The 18,174-nt window shown below is 54.5% G+C and carries 14 protein-coding genes; 6 read left to right on the top strand and 8 right to left on the bottom strand.

Annotation, left to right across the window (positions count from 1 at the left end; all coding sequences use genetic code 11):
• Positions 1 to 101 precede the first annotated feature (101 nt).
• Positions 102 to 911: an inositol monophosphatase family protein gene (locus tag IEW12_RS21145; protein WP_229751266.1), complete on the bottom strand. Its 810-nt coding sequence runs from the start codon at positions 909 to 911 to the stop codon at positions 102 to 104.
• A gap of 173 nt (positions 912 to 1,084) precedes the next feature.
• Between IEW12_RS21145 and IEW12_RS21150 the strand changes: the two genes are divergently transcribed.
• The 3 genes from IEW12_RS21150 to IEW12_RS21160 all read left to right on the top strand — a co-directional run bounded on the left by IEW12_RS21150 (position 1,085) and on the right by IEW12_RS21160 (position 4,758).
• Entirely contained in the window at positions 1,085 to 1,846 is a 762-nt protein-coding gene (locus IEW12_RS21150) for an RNA methyltransferase (protein ID WP_188568114.1), read from the top strand.
• 304 nt (positions 1,847 to 2,150) lie between these two features.
• Positions 2,151 to 3,992 carry a type IV pilus assembly protein FimV gene (locus IEW12_RS21155; protein WP_443098507.1) on the top strand — a complete coding sequence of 614 codons (1,842 nt, stop codon included), beginning with the start codon at positions 2,151 to 2,153 and terminating at the stop codon, positions 3,990 to 3,992.
• 118 nt (positions 3,993 to 4,110) lie between these two features.
• On the top strand, positions 4,111 to 4,758 hold the full coding sequence (locus IEW12_RS21160) for a glutathione S-transferase family protein (RefSeq protein ID WP_188568116.1): 648 nt from the start codon (positions 4,111 to 4,113) through the stop codon (positions 4,756 to 4,758).
• Positions 4,759 to 4,842: 84 nt separating this feature from the next.
• Here the strand turns inward: IEW12_RS21160 and IEW12_RS21165 are convergent, their stop codons facing one another.
• Positions 4,843 to 5,643 carry a PP2C family protein-serine/threonine phosphatase gene (locus tag IEW12_RS21165; protein ID WP_188568117.1) on the bottom strand — a complete coding sequence of 267 codons (801 nt, stop codon included), beginning with the start codon at positions 5,641 to 5,643 and terminating at the stop codon, positions 4,843 to 4,845.
• A gap of 160 nt (positions 5,644 to 5,803) precedes the next feature.
• Between IEW12_RS21165 and IEW12_RS21170 the strand changes: the two genes are divergently transcribed.
• The gene (locus tag IEW12_RS21170) at positions 5,804 to 6,010 is read left to right on the top strand and encodes a YdcH family protein (RefSeq protein ID WP_371874562.1); all 207 of its coding nucleotides are present in this window, start codon (positions 5,804 to 5,806) and stop codon (positions 6,008 to 6,010) included.
• A 90-nt stretch (positions 6,011 to 6,100) separates the two neighbouring features.
• Positions 6,101 to 8,113, top strand: coding sequence for a DNA repair helicase YoaA (gene yoaA, locus IEW12_RS21175; RefSeq protein ID WP_188568119.1), 2,013 nt, complete (start codon positions 6,101 to 6,103; stop codon positions 8,111 to 8,113).
• 113 nt (positions 8,114 to 8,226) lie between these two features.
• On the opposite strand, the gene IEW12_RS21180 is transcribed toward yoaA, so the two are convergent.
• From IEW12_RS21180 to IEW12_RS21205, 6 genes are all read right to left on the bottom strand, one after another.
• Entirely contained in the window at positions 8,227 to 10,263 is a 2,037-nt protein-coding gene (locus IEW12_RS21180; RefSeq protein WP_188568451.1) for a M13 family metallopeptidase, read from the bottom strand.
• Positions 10,264 to 10,450: 187 nt separating this feature from the next.
• Positions 10,451 to 11,452: a peptide ABC transporter ATP-binding protein gene (locus tag IEW12_RS21185; protein WP_229751267.1), complete on the bottom strand. Its 1,002-nt coding sequence runs from the start codon at positions 11,450 to 11,452 to the stop codon at positions 10,451 to 10,453.
• Complete coding sequence (locus IEW12_RS21190) at positions 11,449 to 12,489, bottom strand: oligopeptide/dipeptide ABC transporter ATP-binding protein (RefSeq protein ID WP_188568120.1); 1,041 nt, start codon at positions 12,487 to 12,489, stop codon at positions 11,449 to 11,451. The genes IEW12_RS21185 and IEW12_RS21190 overlap by 4 nt, the downstream gene beginning before the upstream one ends.
• 9 nt (positions 12,490 to 12,498) lie before the next feature.
• Complete coding sequence (locus IEW12_RS21195; RefSeq protein ID WP_188568121.1) at positions 12,499 to 13,431, bottom strand: ABC transporter permease subunit; 933 nt, start codon at positions 13,429 to 13,431, stop codon at positions 12,499 to 12,501.
• 7 nt (positions 13,432 to 13,438) lie between these two features.
• Positions 13,439 to 14,443, bottom strand: coding sequence for an ABC transporter permease subunit (locus IEW12_RS21200; RefSeq protein WP_188568122.1), 1,005 nt, complete (start codon positions 14,441 to 14,443; stop codon positions 13,439 to 13,441).
• A gap of 164 nt (positions 14,444 to 14,607) precedes the next feature.
• Positions 14,608 to 16,215 (bottom strand): ABC transporter substrate-binding protein, encoded by a 1,608-nt coding sequence (locus IEW12_RS21205; RefSeq protein ID WP_188568123.1) that lies wholly within the window; start codon positions 16,213 to 16,215, stop codon positions 14,608 to 14,610.
• Between the two features lie 410 nt (positions 16,216 to 16,625).
• Between IEW12_RS21205 and IEW12_RS21210 the strand changes: the two genes are divergently transcribed.
• Positions 16,626 to 18,113 carry an ABC transporter permease/substrate-binding protein gene (locus tag IEW12_RS21210; RefSeq protein ID WP_188568453.1) on the top strand — a complete coding sequence of 496 codons (1,488 nt, stop codon included), beginning with the start codon at positions 16,626 to 16,628 and terminating at the stop codon, positions 18,111 to 18,113.
• The last annotated feature ends 61 nt before the right edge of the window (positions 18,114 to 18,174 follow it).

Genomic DNA, 18,174 nt, shown 5'->3' on the forward strand with positions numbered 1-18,174 from the left:
TCTTCGCGTCCGGCATTTTTGTACTTTGCCGAGTATCCGCAGATACTCCAGAATTACTTCAAGTCAGGGAGCCGGCCCATCAGGCCGCTTGCCCCCATTTCTTATAGCTGAGAAGGTTTCGCTGCAAAAGGCTGTAAAGCCGCAACCATTTGTGCAAACACTTTTGGTGTGCCTGCCAGTACATCGCCTTTATAAAGATAATCGGAGTCGCCGGAGAAGTTGCCTACAATGCCGCCAGCTTCCGTGATCAGCAGGGAACCCGCTGCGATATCCCAGGGGGCCAGGCCTTTTTCAAAGAAACCATCCAGGCGGCCCATTGCGACATAGGCCAGGTCCAGTGCTGCAGCGCCCGGGCGGCGCAGGCCCTGGCATTTGGTCGTCATGATTTTGAACATTTCCATGTATTCATCCAGGCCGGACAAATCACGGGAAGGGAAGCCGGTGCCGATCAGGGCGTCGGCAATCTTGTCGATTTTGGTAACGCGGATACGCTTGTCGTTCAGGAATGCGCCTGCGCCTTTGCTGGCGGTAAACATCTCATTGCGGGTAGGGTCATACACTACCGATTGGGTGATGATGCCACGCTGCTGCAAAGCGATGGAGACGCAGTACTGCGGAAAACCGTGGATGAAATTAGTGGTGCCGTCCAGAGGATCGATGATCCAGACGTTTTCGTTTTCGTCGTGCAGATTGGCGGAGGCGCCGGATTCTTCCGCCAGGATGGCGTGGTCGGGGTAGGCGTTGGTCAGAACCTCTATGATGGCTGCTTCGGCAGACTGGTCAACTTCAGTAACGAAATCATTGTATTGTTTTTCGTTGACTTTGATGCGATCCAGGTCGAATGATGCGCGATTGATGATAGTCGCGCCGCGACGAGCGGCCTTGATGGCCGTATTGAGCATTGGGTGCATAGAGGTTTCCGTTAAAATGGCGGCATTCCTGCTTCAATTATGGCAAGCTCGGACAATCCGGGCCGGCATAAACAAGCATTTCAGTACCGCACAAAAATGAATTAAAGAGCGTCGCGCCAATTTGCTGCGGCTAAAATACCTAAACAAATCAACGCGTAATAGCGCTATTTTAAATGAACTTGCCCCAAACCGACACCTCTCTTTTTAAACGGCTGCGTTTCGTCCTCGTGGAAACTAGCCATCCTGGCAATATCGGGGCCGTTGCCAGAGCCATCAAAACGATGGGATTTGCCGAATTGATATTGGTGAATCCACGTTTTCCTGATGCTTTAAGCAATCCCGAGGCAGTTGCTTTCGCTAGCGGTGCGCAGGATATTCTGGAAGCAGCCAGGATAGTCTCTTCAATTGACGAAGCTCTGCAGGGCTGTCATTTTGTTGCCGCGGTTAGCGCCCGTTTGCGCGAATTTTCTCCGCCGATTTTTGCCCCGCGAGCAATGGCAGAACACTTGGCGAAAGAACAAACCCAATCTGTGGCGCTGGTATTCGGCAATGAGCGCTACGGCTTGCCCAATGAAATCGTCGTCAATTGCAATGCACTGATCAATATTCCTGCCAATCCGGATTATTCTTCGCTGAACCTGGCGCAAGCGGTGCAACTGCTGGCCTACGAATGCCGCGTCGCGGAGCTTGGCGACCAGCGGCCGGTATCTGATATCGGTTTTCACGGAGTTGCGGCATCGCTCAGCGATATTGACGGCATGTATGCGCATTTGGAGCAGGCGCTGGTGGCGATTGATTTCCTTGATCCGCAAAATCCGAAAAAACTGATGCCTCGTTTGAAACGCTTATTTTCCCGCACCCAATTGGAGCAGGAAGAGGTCAATATTCTGCGCGGCATTGCAAAAAAAATACTAGATTTGAATCCAAAGAAATAAGTGCTTCGTATCACTCCATTGCTGCAGTATTCCCATAAATTTCCGCATGGAAATTTATCTGCGGTATGAATTGCTAAATATGTTGAAATTCACACAGATAAGGCTCTTTTTTAGGGGTATTGTCTTTTGTGTTTGTTATAAAGCAAGTAAGATTGCTGTAATACCGACATGTTCAGCATCGTGGATTTGATCAACCACTTATTAGGACATCATTATTTTTCTTCAAGCCAGCCGCCCATCCTTACGCTTTATACTTGTTGCCATCCTTGCATTGTGTTCCGCCGCATCCGCACAAGCACTTGGTTTGGGGGAGCTTCGCGTTCAATCAGCCTTGGGTCAGCCGCTCAGAGCCAGCCTTAGTTTGCTCGGTGTCGAAGGAGATTTTGCGCAATCGTGCATCCGCGCCAAACTGGAGTCGGCTGAAGGAAGCCCGATTGCAAACATCGCCATTTCGCTTTCCAGCGGCGGATCCAACCGGCTAGTGACGTTGACGACCAGGCAGAGCGTGCAGGAGCCTGCCGCCCGCATGGTCGTTGATGTTGGCTGCGATGCGCAAATACACCGCGAATTCATGCTGTTGCTAGACCCGCCTCTGTTCGCATCGGCATCGTCGCGCGCAGAATTGCAGATAGCTCAGCCAGATTCCGATAACACCGTTCCTGTTGCTCCCGCGGCTGTGCCGGCACGCAGGGGTAAGCCTGTCCCGCGTGCGGCAACCGGTGCAGCAACCGGCTCAGACTTGGCTTCGGATGAGCTTCCACCTAAGTCCAAGCCAGCAAAACAAGCCAAGGCGCCGGCAAGTACGGCAGGCAGCGTCAGCAAGACTTTAAAAGCGCCGAAAGACGTGTTGAAGCTGTCGGATGATACCGAGGTGATTCCGCAGCAGGGCCTGCGTCTGAGCGACACCCTGTCGGAAAGGCCGACCAGCAATCAGCAGAATATGGCAGAGCTACGACTCGCCCAGGCTGAACTGGCAGCGTTGCTGCGCGGGGAAAATCCGGAAAAAGCATCGGATGACCAGATAAAGGCAGACCAGCAGAAAGTGCAGGCACTACAGGCCGAGTCAAATCAGTTGAAGCGGCAAAGCCAGGCCGACAAGGCCGAGTTGGAGTCCCTGCGCGAGAACAGCTTTTCACGCAACTGGATAGTTGCTTTGGCTGGATTGCTGTTGCTGGGCCTGGTTGCGCTGGCTGTCCTCGTCGTGTTGTTGAGGCGCCAGGCGCAAAAAACAGCGTTCGCCTGGACTGAGCAAAATGCTGAAAAGGCCAGCGCCGAGCCAAAGATGAGCGTTGAGGAAATCGTCAATAGCGTACAGGCATCTTACGGACCGAGTACCATTGCAGGCGGCGCACCCGTAGCGTCTGCCGATGCGGCTGCCGACAAGGCCGCTCTCGCACTGGCTGCCAATTCCGGATCGGGATCGCTGGCAAGGAATACCGGATCCACGGCAAGGACTGCGCCGGCCAAGTTGAATTTGCCATCACTGGAAGATACCAATAGCAGCACCTTCAATTTCTTTGCCGCCAAAGGCAATTCCATGAAGGTGGAAGAAATCTCCGATGTGACGCAAGAGGCTGAATTCTGGATGTCGGTCAATGACCCGCAAAGGGCCATCGAAATCCTGGAGCCGCAAGCTGCTATCGACGTGCCGGATTCTCCTGTGCCTTGGTTATATCTGCTGGATTTGTATCGTGTTACCAAGAACAAGGAAAAATACGATACCTTGCGGGACCGCTTCATCCTGATATTCAATGCGAATATTCCTGATTTTGAGACTGATCCTGCCGATAGTACGGCGCGTTTGCTGGAAGACTTTGAACATCTGATGGGCAAGATCTGCGGCCTCTGGAATACCAATGACATCCTGCCTTTCCTGCAAAGCCTGCTGATAGATGACAGGGATGGCAAGCGCATGGGCTTTGAATTGCCGGTGTACCGCGATATCCTGCTGCTGATCGCTATAGCAAATGAACTGGAGCGCGTAAAAGCCCAGGGCGGTGGTTCAGGCGGCAGATGGACCAACGATGAGGAGTTGACGATACCGGATGTCTCTACTCTGAACCGGCCGAAAGAAGAAAAGAACGATTTCAATCCTATCGATTTCGAAGTGATCGACTTCCCCAAGAGTTTCCCCGCCAATAAATAAGACACAGGCAGTGCTTGCGCTGCCTGTCGGCAACCGGCTATCTGGCCGACTCTCCGGCCGATTTGCACACCGGCCAAATTATAATAATGAAATAAACATATAGAAGCAGGAGACAGAAATGATCAAGTTATGCGGTTTCTCGACCAGTAATTACTACAATAAAGTGAAGCTGGCCTTGCTGGAAAAAGGCGTGGAATTTGAAGAGCATCTGGTCTGGACTGACCGTTCGCCGGCCCTGTTGGAGAAATCTCCATTAGGGAAGGTGCCATATCTGGAAACCGAGCAGGGAGTATTGATCGAGTCGCAGGTCATCGCCGACTACATTGAATCGGCCTATCCTGAGCATCCGCTGATGCCTGCCGACCCCATTGCGGCTGCCAAGATCCGTGAGCTGATTACTTTCATGGAGCTGCATCTGGAGCTGGTGGCGCGGGAACTATATCCTCTGGCTTTTTTTGGCGGCACGATTACAGAAGAAGTGAAAAATAAAGCCGAAAAACTATTGAGGCGCAACACGAAGGCCTTTGCCAAGTTTGCCAAATTTTCTCCTTACATAGGCGGCAGCGAGTTTACGATGGCTGATTGCGTGGCGCTGGCCCATCTTCCTTTGGTGGGAATGGCGACCAAGATAGTCTATGGAGAGGATATGCTGGCAGACTTGCCTGTGCGCGAGTACACCAAGATGCTGGCGGAACGGCCTACCGTGCAAAAAGTGAATGCGGACCGCAAGGCAAATCAGGAACTGATGATGAGCCGGGGCAAATAAGGCGGCTACTGCTACTGCCATCGAAAATAAAAAAGGAGGGCGTGCCCTCCTTTTTTGCATTTGAACGCTGTATCTCGCTTCCGGCTATACCGCCCTGCGCATTTTTTCCGCGACATAGGTTTTTACCTCGACTGGCGGCGTCACCAGTTTGACGATCGCGAAGGTACAGTTATCTCCATGGCCGGTACCCCGTTCACGGGCCTTCCTGATCAACAGTTCGGAAGCCTGGCGCGGCGAATTTGCAGCGACGCCGACTGAGAGCTCAGTATCGCTGAAATAATGCCACAGGCCGTCAGAGCACAGCAGGAACGAGTCTCCTGCCTGCAGATTGTCATGCTGCCCGAAGCTGATGTAAGGCGGTGTAGTGCTGGAACCCAGAACATTGACCAGGATATTGGACATTTTATGGGTTTTGGCTTCTTCCTCGGTGATTTTCCCCTCTGCGACCAGTTTTTCCACGTAGGAGTGGTCCAAGGTCCTGTCGGCAAAATTGGGGCCGCTGAAACGGTACAGGCGGGAGTCGCCGGCATGTGCCCAGATCGCCTGCTTTTGCGGCGTGATGACGAGTGCCACGAAAGTGCTATGAGGTTCTTTTTCTGCAGAGACGCCGGTCAGCTTGATGACGGTATGCGCCTCGGTAACGATAGTTTCCAGCATTTTTTTGACGTCGTTTTCCGGAGAAAATTCGTCGAATAAGTGTTTGGCTGTACGGATAACCTGTTCGGCAGCCATGGCGCCGCCGCTCTTGCCGCCCATACCGTCGGCCAGCACGGCCATCATATAGCCTGGCGCACGCGGCGCCGCAAACAGGCCGACCCTGTCCTGTTGTTCTTTTCTGTCACCGATGTGTTGTCCGGTGCCTGCTTCGATCTTATATTGGCTCATACGTCTTGGTAGATTAAACTATAGGATGCATCTGTTTTTATGTGAATCAACATATGAATTAATGATTAATTGCTATTTTTATGTATTTCCAGCAATTAGTTAGCTTACCCTAATTCAATTCATGCAGTCGCTCTAATTAATTTCATTTTACTGTAACCTGATGACTATGAGCCACCCCGAAGAAATACAGCAACGCATAATTGAGTTGGAGGTCGAGCACCGCGACCTCGACGTCGTCATCGAAACCCTCGTGAAAGACCAGCACCATGATGAGTTGCAACTGCGCCGGCTCAAGAAGCGCAAGCTACAGTTGAAAGATCACATTACATTGCTAAAAATGCAAATGATGCCGGACGTGCCGGCTTGATTTTTCGTTGTAATCCCGCATCAACTCATGCTTTACTCTATGTCTTACTTCGTGCCTTGCTTCATGGCCTTACTTTTTTAACAGCACATTTTGATTGAATCTACACCAGCGTCGAATACGGTCGGCAAGCACGACGAAGAGGTCGAGCAGATTTTCGGAGCGACGGGCCTGTTGAGCGCGTCGATCAAGGGATACAAGCCGCGCCAGGCGCAAACGGAGATGGCCAAGGCGATCGCCAACGCCATCGTCGGACAGACGACTCTGCTGGCCGAAGCCGGCACCGGCACGGGAAAAACCTATGCCTACCTGACGCCAGCCCTGCTATGGGGAGGCAAGGTCATCGTCTCTACCGGTACCAAGAACTTGCAGGATCAATTGTTCCTGCGGGATATTCCCACCATCAAGAAGGTGTTGAATGCGCCGGTATCGGTGGCCTTGTTAAAAGGGCGTGCCAATTACCTGTGCCATTTCCATCTTGAGCGCACCCTGCAGAACGGCCGCCTGAGTTCGCCGCAGGACGTGGGCTATCTGCGCGATATCTCGCGCTTCATGAAAACCACCAGCACCGGCGACAAGGCCGAGCTGGCGCGCGTGCCGGAGACTGCGCCGGTATGGAATCTGGTGACATCCACGCGCGACAATTGCATGGGCGCCGAATGCCAGTACTATCAGGACTGCTTTGTGATGAAGGCGCGCAAGGAGGCGCAGCAGGCCGATGTGGTGGTAGTCAATCACCATCTGTTCTTTGCTGACGTCGCATTGAAAGATACCGGCGTCGCAGAATTGCTGCCGTCGGCCAATACGGTGATCTTCGATGAGGCACACCAGTTGCCGGATACTGCGACGCTGTTTTTCGGTGAAACCATTTCCACGTCGCAGATACTGGAACTGTGCCGCGACGTGCAGGCAGAAGGTCTGTCGCATGCCAGGGATGGCGCCGAATGGGCCAAGATCGTGGCGCCGGTAGAGCGTGCAACGCGCGATTTGCGCCTCACTTTCCCGCAGGATTCGGTACGCCTGTCTTTGCCGCAGATTGCGGCCTCAAGTCCCTTCTTTCCAGCGCTGGAAACCTTGAAAGACAGTTTCGAGGACATGATCGCTGTACTGGAAACCCAGGCCCAAAGGGCGGAAACACTGGAGCAGTGCCGGGTCAGGGCGATTGCATTGCGGGACCAGTTGCATGACTGGAATGACGATCCGCCTGCTAAAAATGCAGCTAACAAGCCGGAGTGCGTGCTGTGGGTAGAGGCGTTTTCCGTGTCGCTGCAATTGCACAAGACGCCGCTGTCCATCGCGCCCATCTTTAACAAGCAGAGGGAAGGCGTGCCCCGCACCTGGATCTTTACGTCGGCGACGATGGCGGTCAAAAACGACTTCAGCCACTATGTCTCGCAGATGGGATTGTGGGACGAGCCTGCACGCACCTGGCCAAGTCCTTTCGATTACCAGAACCAGGGTTTGCTGTATGTGCCGGAAGGCATGCCGCAGCCGAATTCCTATGAGTACAGCGATGCAGTCGTCGACATGGCCTTGCCGATGATAGAGGCAGCAGGAGGCCGCACTTTTTTGCTGTGCACGACGATCAAGGCGGTCAAGCATAGTGCTGAGCGCCTACGCGATGAATTCCAGAAACGCAAATTGCCGTTTCCGCTGTTTGTGCAGGGGGACGCCGGCCGAACGGAATTGCTTGACCGTTTCCGCGCGGCGGGCAATGGCGTATTGATAGGCAGCCAGAGTTTCTGGGAAGGTGTTGACGTGCGGGGTGAGGCCTTGTCGCTGGTCGTCATTGACAAGCTGCCATTCTCTCCACCCGACGATCCTGTATTGGCGGCGCGGATAGAGGCGATGGAAAAGAAGGGCCTGAACGGCTTTGTTCATCACCAATTGCCCGAAGCGATCATCAACCTGAAGCAGGGCGCAGGGCGCCTGATACGCGATGAAACGGACAGGGGCGTGCTGATGATTTGCGATCCACGCCTGATATCCAAGCCGTATGGAAAACGTATCTGGCAAAGCTTGCCGGCATTTTCACGCACCCGCAAAGCGGAAGATGTAGTCAATTTCTTCAGCGGGGTGCCGGCCAGCGAGCCGGATGCCGCTTAGCTTAGCGTGGCCTGATCCACCTACAAAACTTTGCAGATAAAAAAGGCCACAACCTGGGTTGTGGCCTTTTGCATTTGCATCGCCGCCAGGCGATGCATTTGAGATGACTGCTATTACCAGATGGATACGCGGTCTGTCGGCGCCAGATACATCTTGTCGCCTTCCTTCACGTTAAACGACTTGTAGAAGTCAGGCATATTGCGCAATGTACCGTTCGCGCGGAACTCAGGCGGGGAGTGCGGATCTGTCTTGATGCGTACGATTGCCGCCTCGTCGCGCATTTTGCCGCGCCATACCTGCGCGAAGCCGGTGAAGAAACGCTGGTCGCCAGTCAGGCCGCCCAGCACTGGTGCCGGTTTGCCATTCAGGGAGATCTTGTAGGCTTTGTAAGCAATGGACAGGCCGGAGTTGTCGGCAATGTTTTCACCCAGAGTCAACTCGCCATTGACGTTATAGCCGGGAACCGGGCTGAAAGCATTGTATTGCTTGACCAGCACTGCAGTCTTGGCTGCAAACTTCTCGTGGTCTTCCTTGGTCCACCAATCGCGCAGATTGCCGGTGCCGTCATACTGGGCACCCTGGTCGTCAAAGCCATGGCTGATTTCATGACCGATGACCGCGCCGATGCCGCCATAGTTGACCGCGTCATCTGCCTTTGGATCGAAGAACGGTGGTTGCAAGATGGCAGCCGGGAACACGATCTCGTTCATTTCCGGATTGTAGTAGGCATTGACGGTTTGCGGCGTCATGCCCCATTCGTCACGGTCTACAGGTTTGCCCAGTTTGTCGAGCTCAACTTGCGACGCAAAGATGGCAGAGCGGCGCGCGTTGCCGACGGCATCGCCTTTGACAACTTGCAAGGCGGAATAGTCGCGCCATTTCTTAGGATAGCCGATCTTTGGCGTAAAGGAAGCCAGCTTTGCCTGTGCTTCTTTCTTCGTCTCAGGGCTCATCCAGTCCAGCGTATCTATGCTCTGGCGATACGCAGCCAGCAGATTGGCGACCAACTGTTCCATCCTGGCTTTGCTGGCTGCCGGAAAATGTTTTTCCACATACAGTTTGCCCAGGCTTTCACCCATTGCACCATCGACCAGATGCACGCCGCGCTTCCAGCGTTCTTCCTGTTTTGGTACACCGTTCAGTACGGTGGAATAGAACGCAAAGTTTTCTTCCGCGAAGGCTTTTGGCAATTGGCTTGCGGCAGAGCTCAGCATGCGCCATTTGAAGTAGGTCTTCCAGGTTTCCAAAGGCATATCTTGCACGACTTTGCTGAAGCCGGTCAGGTAGCTAGGTTGACTGACAACGATATAGGTAATCTTGTCTTGAATGCCCAAAGCTTTCAGGTAGGCATTCATGTCATAGCCCGGTGTCAGCGCATCCAGCTTGCTCAATTCTATCTTGTTATAGGTTTTGACCGGATCGCGGTTTTCTACCTTGGTCCACTGTGCTTTAGCCAGTGCAGTTTCCAGCGCCAGGATATCGGCCGCGCTCTTGGCAGCATCCTTATCGCCAGCCATGGACAGCATTTTCTCAACGTGTGCGACGTATTTGGTACGTGCTGCTTTCAGGCGGGTATCGTCGTCTTTCAGGTAGTAGTCGCGATCAGGCATGCCCAGGCCGCTTTGGCTCAGGTCGGCGACATACTTGGTAGAGTCCTTGGCGTCCAGATGGATACCGATATCGTAAGGTGCGGTACCGCTGATCAGGTTCAGGTAGGCGATCATCGCCGGGAATTGCTTTTTATCGGTGATGGCTGCGACCTGGGCAAAATCTGCTGCCAGCGGTTTCAGGCCCAATGCTTCGATATTGGCTTCGTCCATGTAAGTGGCATACATGTCGGCGATCTTGGCTGCTTCAGTTCCCGGCTTGGTATTGGTATCTTTGGCAAGTGCCTTGATGATATCGCCCAATTGCGGTACGGTCGATTCACGCAGATCCAGGAAGGCGCCGGCGCCGGATTTATCGCCTGGGATAGTAGAAGTTTTCAACCAGTGGCCATTGACGTGACGGAAAAAGTCTTCTTGCGGCTTGACGCTGGCGTCATTGTTTTTTGTATAAATACCGGACAACAAGACCGTGGATGACGATGCTGCTGTCGCTTTCGCCGGTTCGGCGGCTTGGAGCTGGATGCTGGTAGCACCTGCAAACATAAGCGCGATAGCGCCAAAAAGCTTGGAATTCACTAATAACTCTCCCTAAAATTGGATGGCTTTATTTTAAAAACTGGTCTGATATTGTCTTTGAAACACTGCAATTCAGAACCGTGCTACATAGACCGGCGCACGGCAATTTAGTTCTGCCGTGCGCCGCTTATTTTTACTATTGTTTAGCTTATTTCTAGCTTATTTCTTCCAGCCTGTGACAGGCGGCCAGACGGCCTTCGAATTGGCGCAGCGCAGGGACATCCTGGCGGCAGCGTTCATTGGCATGGGGACAACGGTTGTTAAACGCGCAACCGGGGGGCGGGGCCAGCGGGGACGGCAGTTCACCCGGCAGCATCATCTTTTGCTGGCGCTGCGCCGGGTCTATTCTTGGCGTGCTTGCCAGCAGCGCCCTGGTGTAAGGGTGCAGCGGACGAGAGAAAATTTCCTCCTTGCTTGCCTGCTCTACGCATTTACCCAGGTACATCACCAGCACTTCGTCGGCAATGTGCTCGACCACGGACAGATTGTGTGAAATGAACAGATAGGCAACGCCGCTATTGTCCTGCAAATCCATCAACAGGTTCAGTACCTGGGCCTGGATGGACACATCCAGCGCCGACACAGGTTCATCGGCGACGATCACTTTCGGGTCCAGCATCAGCGCTCGGGCGATGGCGATACGCTGCCGCTGCCCGCCGGAAAACATATGCGGAAAGCGGCTATAGTGTTCTGGCCGTAATCCGACCTTGGCCATCATGGCCTTTGCCTTTTCTGCGCGTTCCGGCCCGCTGAGCAAAGTATTGATTGCCAGCGGCTCTTCCAGCATCGCGCTGACTTTCTTGCGCGGATTCAGGCTGGCGTAGGGGTTCTGGAACACCATCTGTACCAGTGGGCGTACCCGTTTCAGCGTATTCCTGTCTGCATGGGCGATATTGATGCCGTCCATCCACAATTCACCGGCGGTTGGCTCTTCTATCATCGTGATCTGGCGCGCCAGCGTCGATTTTCCACAGCCGGATTCTCCGACCACTGCCAGGGTTTTGCCAGGCGTTAGCACAAAGGATACGCCATCCAGCGCACGCGCGATGGCCTTGGGTTTCAGCCAGCCTTGCGCCACCGGATAATGCTTGGCCAGGTTTTTTGCTTCCAGCAGGATGGATGTGCCGGCGGGATTGCTCATGGTGTTCTGCGTCATGCGATTACTTCAGAAAAATTCATCGGTTGCCAGCCATTGCCGGGCCGGCCTTCCTGATCCAGCGGGAAATGGCAGCGTACCTGCGCATTGGCAGGACCTTGCAGCGCGGGGCGGACTTCGCGGCATTTATCCTGCGCATAGGCGCAGCGCGGGCTCAGCAGGCAGCCGGCGGGCCTGTCATGCAAGCCGGGCACGACACCCGGTATAGTCTGCAGGCGTGAGCGGCCCAGATTGTGTTCCGGCAGTGCCGCCAGCAGGGCTTGCGTATATGGGTGCCGCGGCGCATTGAAAATCTCCGGCACAGTGCCGGTTTCCAATACCTGGCCGGCATACATCACCACTACTCTTTGTGCTGTTTGCGCGACCACGCTGAGATCATGCGTGATCAGCATTAGCGCCATTCCGCGCTCACGCTGCAACTGCAGCAGCAGGTCCAGCATTTGCGCCTGCACAGTCACGTCCAGCGCAGTCGTCGGTTCGTCGGCAATCAGCAGGCGCGGATTGCAGGCGATAGCGATGGCGACCATCACGCGCTGGCTCATGCCGCCGGACAGTTGATGCGGATAGGCATCCATCCGGCGTTCCGGATCGGGGATGTCGACCTGCTTCAGCAATGCCAGCGCCTTGGCACGCAGTTCTTTGGATGAACCGCCCTGATGCAGCTTCAACGTTTCCATCAACTGGAAAGCCACGGTATAGCAAGGGTTCAGGCTGGTCATCGGATCCTGGAAGATCATCGCAATGTCCTTGCCCAGCAGGCCGCGCCTTTCCTTGTCTTTCATCTTCAGCAAGTCGCGCCCATTGAAGGCCATGCGCGTGGCATTGACTCTGCCTGGATAGTCGATCAGGCCCATCAGTGCCAGCGAGGTGACACTCTTGCCGGAACCGGATTCACCGACGATGCCTACCACGTCGCCTTGTTCTATCGTCAGGTCCAGCCCGTCTACTGCGGTGAAAGGTGATTTCTCGGATCCAAACTGGACACGCAGGTCCTTGATTTCCAGCAGAGGAGTATCGGCGGTTTGATTGATGCTCATGATGAATGCCTATCTCTTCAGTTTTGGATCAAGTGCGTCGCGCAGGCCGTCACCCATCAGGTTGAAGGCCAGTACGGAGATCACGATCGTCAGGCCGGGGAAGGTCACAACCCACCAGGCACTCTGTATGAATTCGGTTGCGCTGGCCAGCATCGATCCCCATTCGGGCGTCGGCGGTTGCGCACCCAGACCGAGAAAGCCCAATGCTGCCGCATCCAGTATGGCGGTTGAAATGCCCAGCGTTGCCTGCACGATCAGCGGCGCCGTGCAATTAGGTAGCACGCAGTTGAACATCAGGCGCAAGGTGCCTGCGCCGGCAATGCGCGATGCATTGACATAGTCCTTGTTCAACTCGCCATGCACGGCCGCACGGGTCAGACGGGCGTAGGAGGGCATCAGCACGATAGCAATCGCATACATGGCATTGATAAGGCCAGGGCCCAGGATAGCGACCACCGCAATTGCCAGCAGCAGGCTGGGCAGGGATTGCAGTATATCCATCAGGCGCATGATGACGGTTTCCACTGCGCGCAAGACAGGATTATTCCAACTGCGCGCGAAACCCGCTACCAGGCCGAGGCAGACGCCTGCTGCCATCGACAGGCTTACCGAGACGATGCCTATGATCAGCGACAGGCGCGAGCCGTGGATCAGGCGGGACAGGATGTCGCGCCCCACTGAGTCTGTACCCAGCAGGAATTTGCTGTTGCCGCCGGCTTGCCAGGAGGGCGGCGTCAGTGTGTAATCGCGGAATTGTTCTATCGCGGAATGCGGAGCGACGATATCGGCAAATAGCGCACAGAACGCCAGTATCGCGACAACTGCCAGGCCGATGACGGCGCCGCGATTTTGCCGGAAGTAGGTCCAGAATTCGACCAGCCCATGCGGTGGCGCGGCAGGTGCGGAATCTTCGTTGCGTGGCGAAATGGATGCTTGGCTCATCAGGGTATCAGTGACGTATGCGTGGATTGATGATGCCATACAGCAGGTCAACGATCAGGTTGACGCTGATGACGATAGTGGCGATCAGAAGGATGCCGCCTTGCACGGTAGGGTAGTCGCGCCGGTTGATCGCTTCTATCAGCCATTTTCCTATGCCGGGCCAGGAGAATATTGTCTCTGTCAGGATCGCGCCTGCCAGCAGGGTGCCGACCTGCAGGCCTATTACCGTGACGACGGGGATCAGCGCATTGCGCAAGGCATGCACCCAGATCACGCGCATCCACGACATGCCTTTGGCGCGCGCAGTGCGTACATAGTCTTCTCGCAGTACTTCCAGCATGGCGGAACGCGTCATCCTGGCGATGACTGCCAGCGGGATGGTCGCCAGCGCAACGGTGGGCAATATCAGGTGCATTACCGCTGATTTGAATGCGCCGGGCTCGCCGGACAGCAGGCTATCCACCAGCATCAGGCCGGTTACCGGCGGCAGGTCAAACAGGATATCGATGCGGCCCGAAACCGGCGTCCAGCCCAGGGTGACAGAGAACAGCAATATTAAAAGCAAGGCCCACCAGAAAATCGGCATCGAGTAGCCGGTCAGCGATACGCCCATCACCGAGTAATCCAGAAAGGTATTGCGCTTGAGGGCTGCCAGTATGCCGGCAGGCAGGCCGATAAGGATGGCGAGCAGGATCGCACACAGGGACAGTTCCAGCGTTGCCGGAAACAGCGTGAAGAACTCCTTGCTGACGGATTCCTGCGTGATGATGGAGTGGCCGAGGTCGCCGCCCAGCACCTTGCCCAGATAGTCGAAATACTGGACATATAAGGGACGGTCCAGCCCAAACTGGTGCATCAGGCGGGCATAGCGTTCCGGCTCCATGCCGCGTTCGCCGGACATGGCCTCGACCACGTTGCCTGGAATAAGGTGTATCAGGGAAAAAACAAGAACTGTAATGCCCAGGAAGGTCGGTATGACCATACCCAGGCGGCGCAAAATAAAGCCAAACATCGAATACCCCGGTGCGACAGATGCCCAGCTGTCGCAGGCTAGCCGGATAATCCCGGCTGGCTTGCGCTGGCTGTTGAATGCTGGTCGTGCTGTTAAAAAAGAAGCGCAGAATACGCAGCGCCGGGAGCAGAGGCTCCCCATGGCACTACGCTCAAGCTAAGCAATTACTTTGCCAGATCCACTTTCTTGAAGTAGTGGTGAGCTGTCGAATCCATCTTGAAGCCTATCACCTCCTTGCGAACCGGGGTCACGCGAATCGAATGTGCGATATTGATCCATGGTGCCTCATCATGGATGATTTCCTGCGCTTTTTCATACAGTTTGGCGCGCTCTTCCTGTTTCGATACCGCCTTGGCCTTCTGGATCAGGTCTTCATAATCCCTGTTACACCAGCGCGCGGTATTGCCGCCGCCTTTAACGGCTTCGCAGCCCAGCAAGGCGGCGAAGAAGTTGTCAGGATCGCCGTTGTCGCCGGACCAGCCGAACATGAATGCACTTTGCTCGCCGGTCTTGCTGCGTTTTTTATACTCTGTCCATTCAAAGGTCACCAGCTTCGCCCTGACGCCGACCTTGGCCCAGTCGGCCTGTATCAGCTCGGCCATGCGTTTGCCGTCCGGATTGTAAGGGCGGCTGACAGGCAGATACCACAGGTCGATATCGAAGCCATTCGGATAGCCGGCCTTGGCCAGCAATTCCTTGGCTTTGGCCGGGTCGTAGGCATAGTCCTTGATCTTGTCGTTGTAAGACCAAAGTGTTGGCGGGATGATGTTTTTTGCCGCCTGGCCGGAACCCTGGAACACGGATTTCAAAATGGAAGCCTTATCCACCGCCATGTTCAATGCCTGGCGTACCTGCTTGCTGTCGAAAGGTTTTTTCTCCACGTTAAAGGAGACGTAGCCGATGTTCAATCCAGGTTGCTCCAAAAGCTTGATGTTTGGATCGCTCCTCATCAGGGCGACGTCGGCAGGTTTGGGCAGGGCCATCACATGGCATTCGCCCGCTTTCAGCTTGGCATATCGTACTGAAGGGTCAGGGGTGATCGCGTAGATCAGGTTATCGATCTTCGGGCGGCCATCCCAATACTGGTCGAAGGCCTTGTAGCGGATGATCGCATCTTTTTGGTAGGAAACGAACTGGAAGGCGCCGGTGCCTATGACTTCCTTGTCGATGACGTCAACCGTGCCCGCCGCTTTCATTTTTTCCGCATATTCAGCAGATTGAACGGACATGAAGTCCATCGTCAGTGTGGCGATGAAAGGCGCTTCGGGATGTTTCAGTTTGAAGCGCACCGTCATATCGTCGACTTTTTCTATCTTGTCGACGATCTTGGCCATGCCTACGTCTTCAAAGTAGGCAAAGGTCTGATTCGGGCTGGTGCTGTGGAAGGCATGGTTGGCATCAGCCATGCGGTTATAGCTGTACACCACGTCGTCGGCATTCATGTCGCGGCTAGGCTTGAATTTCGCATTGCTATGGAACTTGACGCCCTTGCGCAGTTTGAATGTGTAGGTCAGGCCGTCTGCCGAGATATCCCAGGATTCTGCCAGCGCAGGGGTGACCTTGGTCGTTCCTGTTTCCATCTCCACCAGGCGGTTGTACATGGGGACGGAGCCCGCATCTGCAGTGGTGCCGGTCGTGAAAAATTGTGGATTGAAGCCTTCGGGGCTGCCTTCAGAACAGTAAACCAGGGTTTTAGCTGCCATGGCCAAGCCTGCGTAGGCGCCAAAAACAGCGAGCAAACCGGCTTTCAATATCCATTTTCCATTTTTCATGCATGAATCTCCAATAAGCGATAAGGGTATGAGCTGGAATTTTTCCCGGTAGCACACTGCGTCTTTGTTGTATTTTTTTGCAGCTTATATTTATCGCATTATTGTGAAGCAAAACTGTCAAATTTGTATTGATTTGTTACACAACCGAATAAAATTGAGTGAATATTATTAATACCGATGGCCGCAGCATGGATATTGCGCAATTCTTGATGAAAAGTTTTGTTTTTTTGTCGTTTTTGGGAGATTAAGCCGATTTGTCCGGGAAGCCGTCAGCTTCATAGTTCTTTTGCGTACAATGCATTCTTGCAAATTAATCAGGCTACCCGTTTCATTGCTGCAGTGATTCCCAAGGATAAACAGCTTTGCTGAAAAAATACCTACAGTTGGCCGCATTGCTGCTCAGCCTTGCCATGGTGTGCAGTTTTTCTTATGCGGCCCCCGATGACGTGCTACATGTCGGCTCTAAACGCTTTACCGAATCCTATATCCTCGGCGAAATTTTGAGCCAGGCAGCAAGCTCTTCCGCAAAGGTGGAACACAAGCAGGGGCTGGGCAATACCGCCATCGTGTTCGAAGCGCTGAAAGCCGGTGCAATCGACCTGTATCCCGAGTACATGGGCACCATAGACCGGGAAATCCTGAAACATGAACAACCCGCATCAGCGGACGTGATACGCCGCGAACTGGCGGCGATGGGCCTGGGTGTTGCAGTCAGATTCGGTTTCAACAATACCTATGCACTGGCGATGCGCGCGGCAGACAGTGAACGCATGGGCATACGCCGGATCGGCGACATGGCCGCACATCCTGAACTGAAGTTTGGTTTGTCCCACGAGTTTATAGGCCGCGCAGACGGCTGGGCAGGGCTCGCGCATAGTTATGGCCTGAAGCAGCAAGCGCAAGGACTGGATCATGGGATTGCCTATGAGGCCTTGCGCAAGGCGCAGATCGATGTGATTGATATCTACTCCACCGATGCCAAGATCAAGCAACTGGGTTTGCGGGTGCTGGACGACAATGCCGGATATTTTCCTCGTTACGATGCTGTTGTGCTGTACCGGCTGGATATTGCACAAAGATTCCCCTCTGCGTGGCAGTCGATTCAGAAGCTGGAAGCTAGTATTGATGAATCCCGTATGACGGCGATGAATGCGGCAGCAGAGCTGGACAATAAAAGCTTTACCGACATTGCCCACGCCTTCCTGCAGCAACAAGAATCTCCTGCTGCGGGCGGAGCCAGCAAAGTAGCGCGCAAGAATTTTTGGAGTATCTTGTTTGGGCCGGATCTCGGGCGCCTGAGCGGGCAACACATTTTTCTGGTTGCCTGTTCGGTATTGCTGGCGGTGCTGGTCGGCATCCCGCTGGGTATTGCTGCCGCCTATTTTTCCGGCCTGCGCTACCCGTTGATGAGCATCGTCGGGGTAGTCCAGACCATTCCCTCGCTGGCTTTACTGGCGATATTGATACCGGTGCTGGGACGCATAGGCACTGCACCGGCCTTGATTGCCTTGTTCCTGTATGCCTTACTGCCTATCGTCTCCAATTCCTGCATAGGCATGGAGCAGGTGCCCAAAGGGCTGCGCATGGCAGCGACGGCCCTGGGTATGGGGACTAAGGACAGGATCCTGTCGGTAGAGGTGCCGCTGGCCTTGCCGGTCATTCTGGCCGGAGTGCGGACTGCTGCCGTCATTAGCGTAGGCACAGCAACCATTGCCGCGTTCATCGGCGCCGGCGGTTACGGTGAGCGGATAGCGGTAGGTCTCGCACTGAATGACTACGACATGCTGCTGGCAGGAGCCATCCCGTCTGCAGTGCTGGCCATCCTGACCCAGGCTATATTTGCCGGCCTGGAACACCTGCTTTTTTCCCGCCTGCCCTCAAATAGCACGTCCTCCTGAGCAGCAAGTCCTGCTGCTCTCCGGACGAAAGTCTGCAAGTTGCGTCGATATCCTTCATTTC

The organism is Parundibacterium terreum, assembly GCF_014636315.1.
Taxonomy (GTDB): domain Bacteria; phylum Pseudomonadota; class Gammaproteobacteria; order Burkholderiales; family Burkholderiaceae_D; genus Undibacterium; species Undibacterium terreum.

Coding starts and splice junctions, on each gene's coding strand:
- IEW12_RS21145 (WP_229751266.1), bottom strand. CDS start 911: ATGCACCCAATGCTCAATACGGCCATCAAGGCCGCTCGTCGCGGCGCG.
- IEW12_RS21150 (WP_188568114.1), top strand. CDS start 1,085: ATGAACTTGCCCCAAACCGACACCTCTCTTTTTAAACGGCTGCGTTTC.
- IEW12_RS21160 (WP_188568116.1), top strand. CDS start 4,111: ATGATCAAGTTATGCGGTTTCTCGACCAGTAATTACTACAATAAAGTG.
- IEW12_RS21165 (WP_188568117.1), bottom strand. CDS start 5,643: ATGAGCCAATATAAGATCGAAGCAGGCACCGGACAACACATCGGTGAC.
- IEW12_RS21170 (WP_371874562.1), top strand. CDS start 5,804: ATGACTATGAGCCACCCCGAAGAAATACAGCAACGCATAATTGAGTTG.
- IEW12_RS21180 (WP_188568451.1), bottom strand. CDS start 10,263: ATGTTTGCAGGTGCTACCAGCATCCAGCTCCAAGCCGCCGAACCGGCG.
- IEW12_RS21185 (WP_229751267.1), bottom strand. CDS start 11,452: ATGACGCAGAACACCATGAGCAATCCCGCCGGCACATCCATCCTGCTG.
- IEW12_RS21190 (WP_188568120.1), bottom strand. CDS start 12,489: ATGAGCATCAATCAAACCGCCGATACTCCTCTGCTGGAAATCAAGGAC.
- IEW12_RS21195 (WP_188568121.1), bottom strand. CDS start 13,431: ATGAGCCAAGCATCCATTTCGCCACGCAACGAAGATTCCGCACCTGCC.
- IEW12_RS21200 (WP_188568122.1), bottom strand. CDS start 14,443: ATGTTTGGCTTTATTTTGCGCCGCCTGGGTATGGTCATACCGACCTTC.
- IEW12_RS21205 (WP_188568123.1), bottom strand. CDS start 16,215: ATGAAAAATGGAAAATGGATATTGAAAGCCGGTTTGCTCGCTGTTTTT.
- IEW12_RS21210 (WP_188568453.1), top strand. CDS start 16,626: ATGGTGTGCAGTTTTTCTTATGCGGCCCCCGATGACGTGCTACATGTC.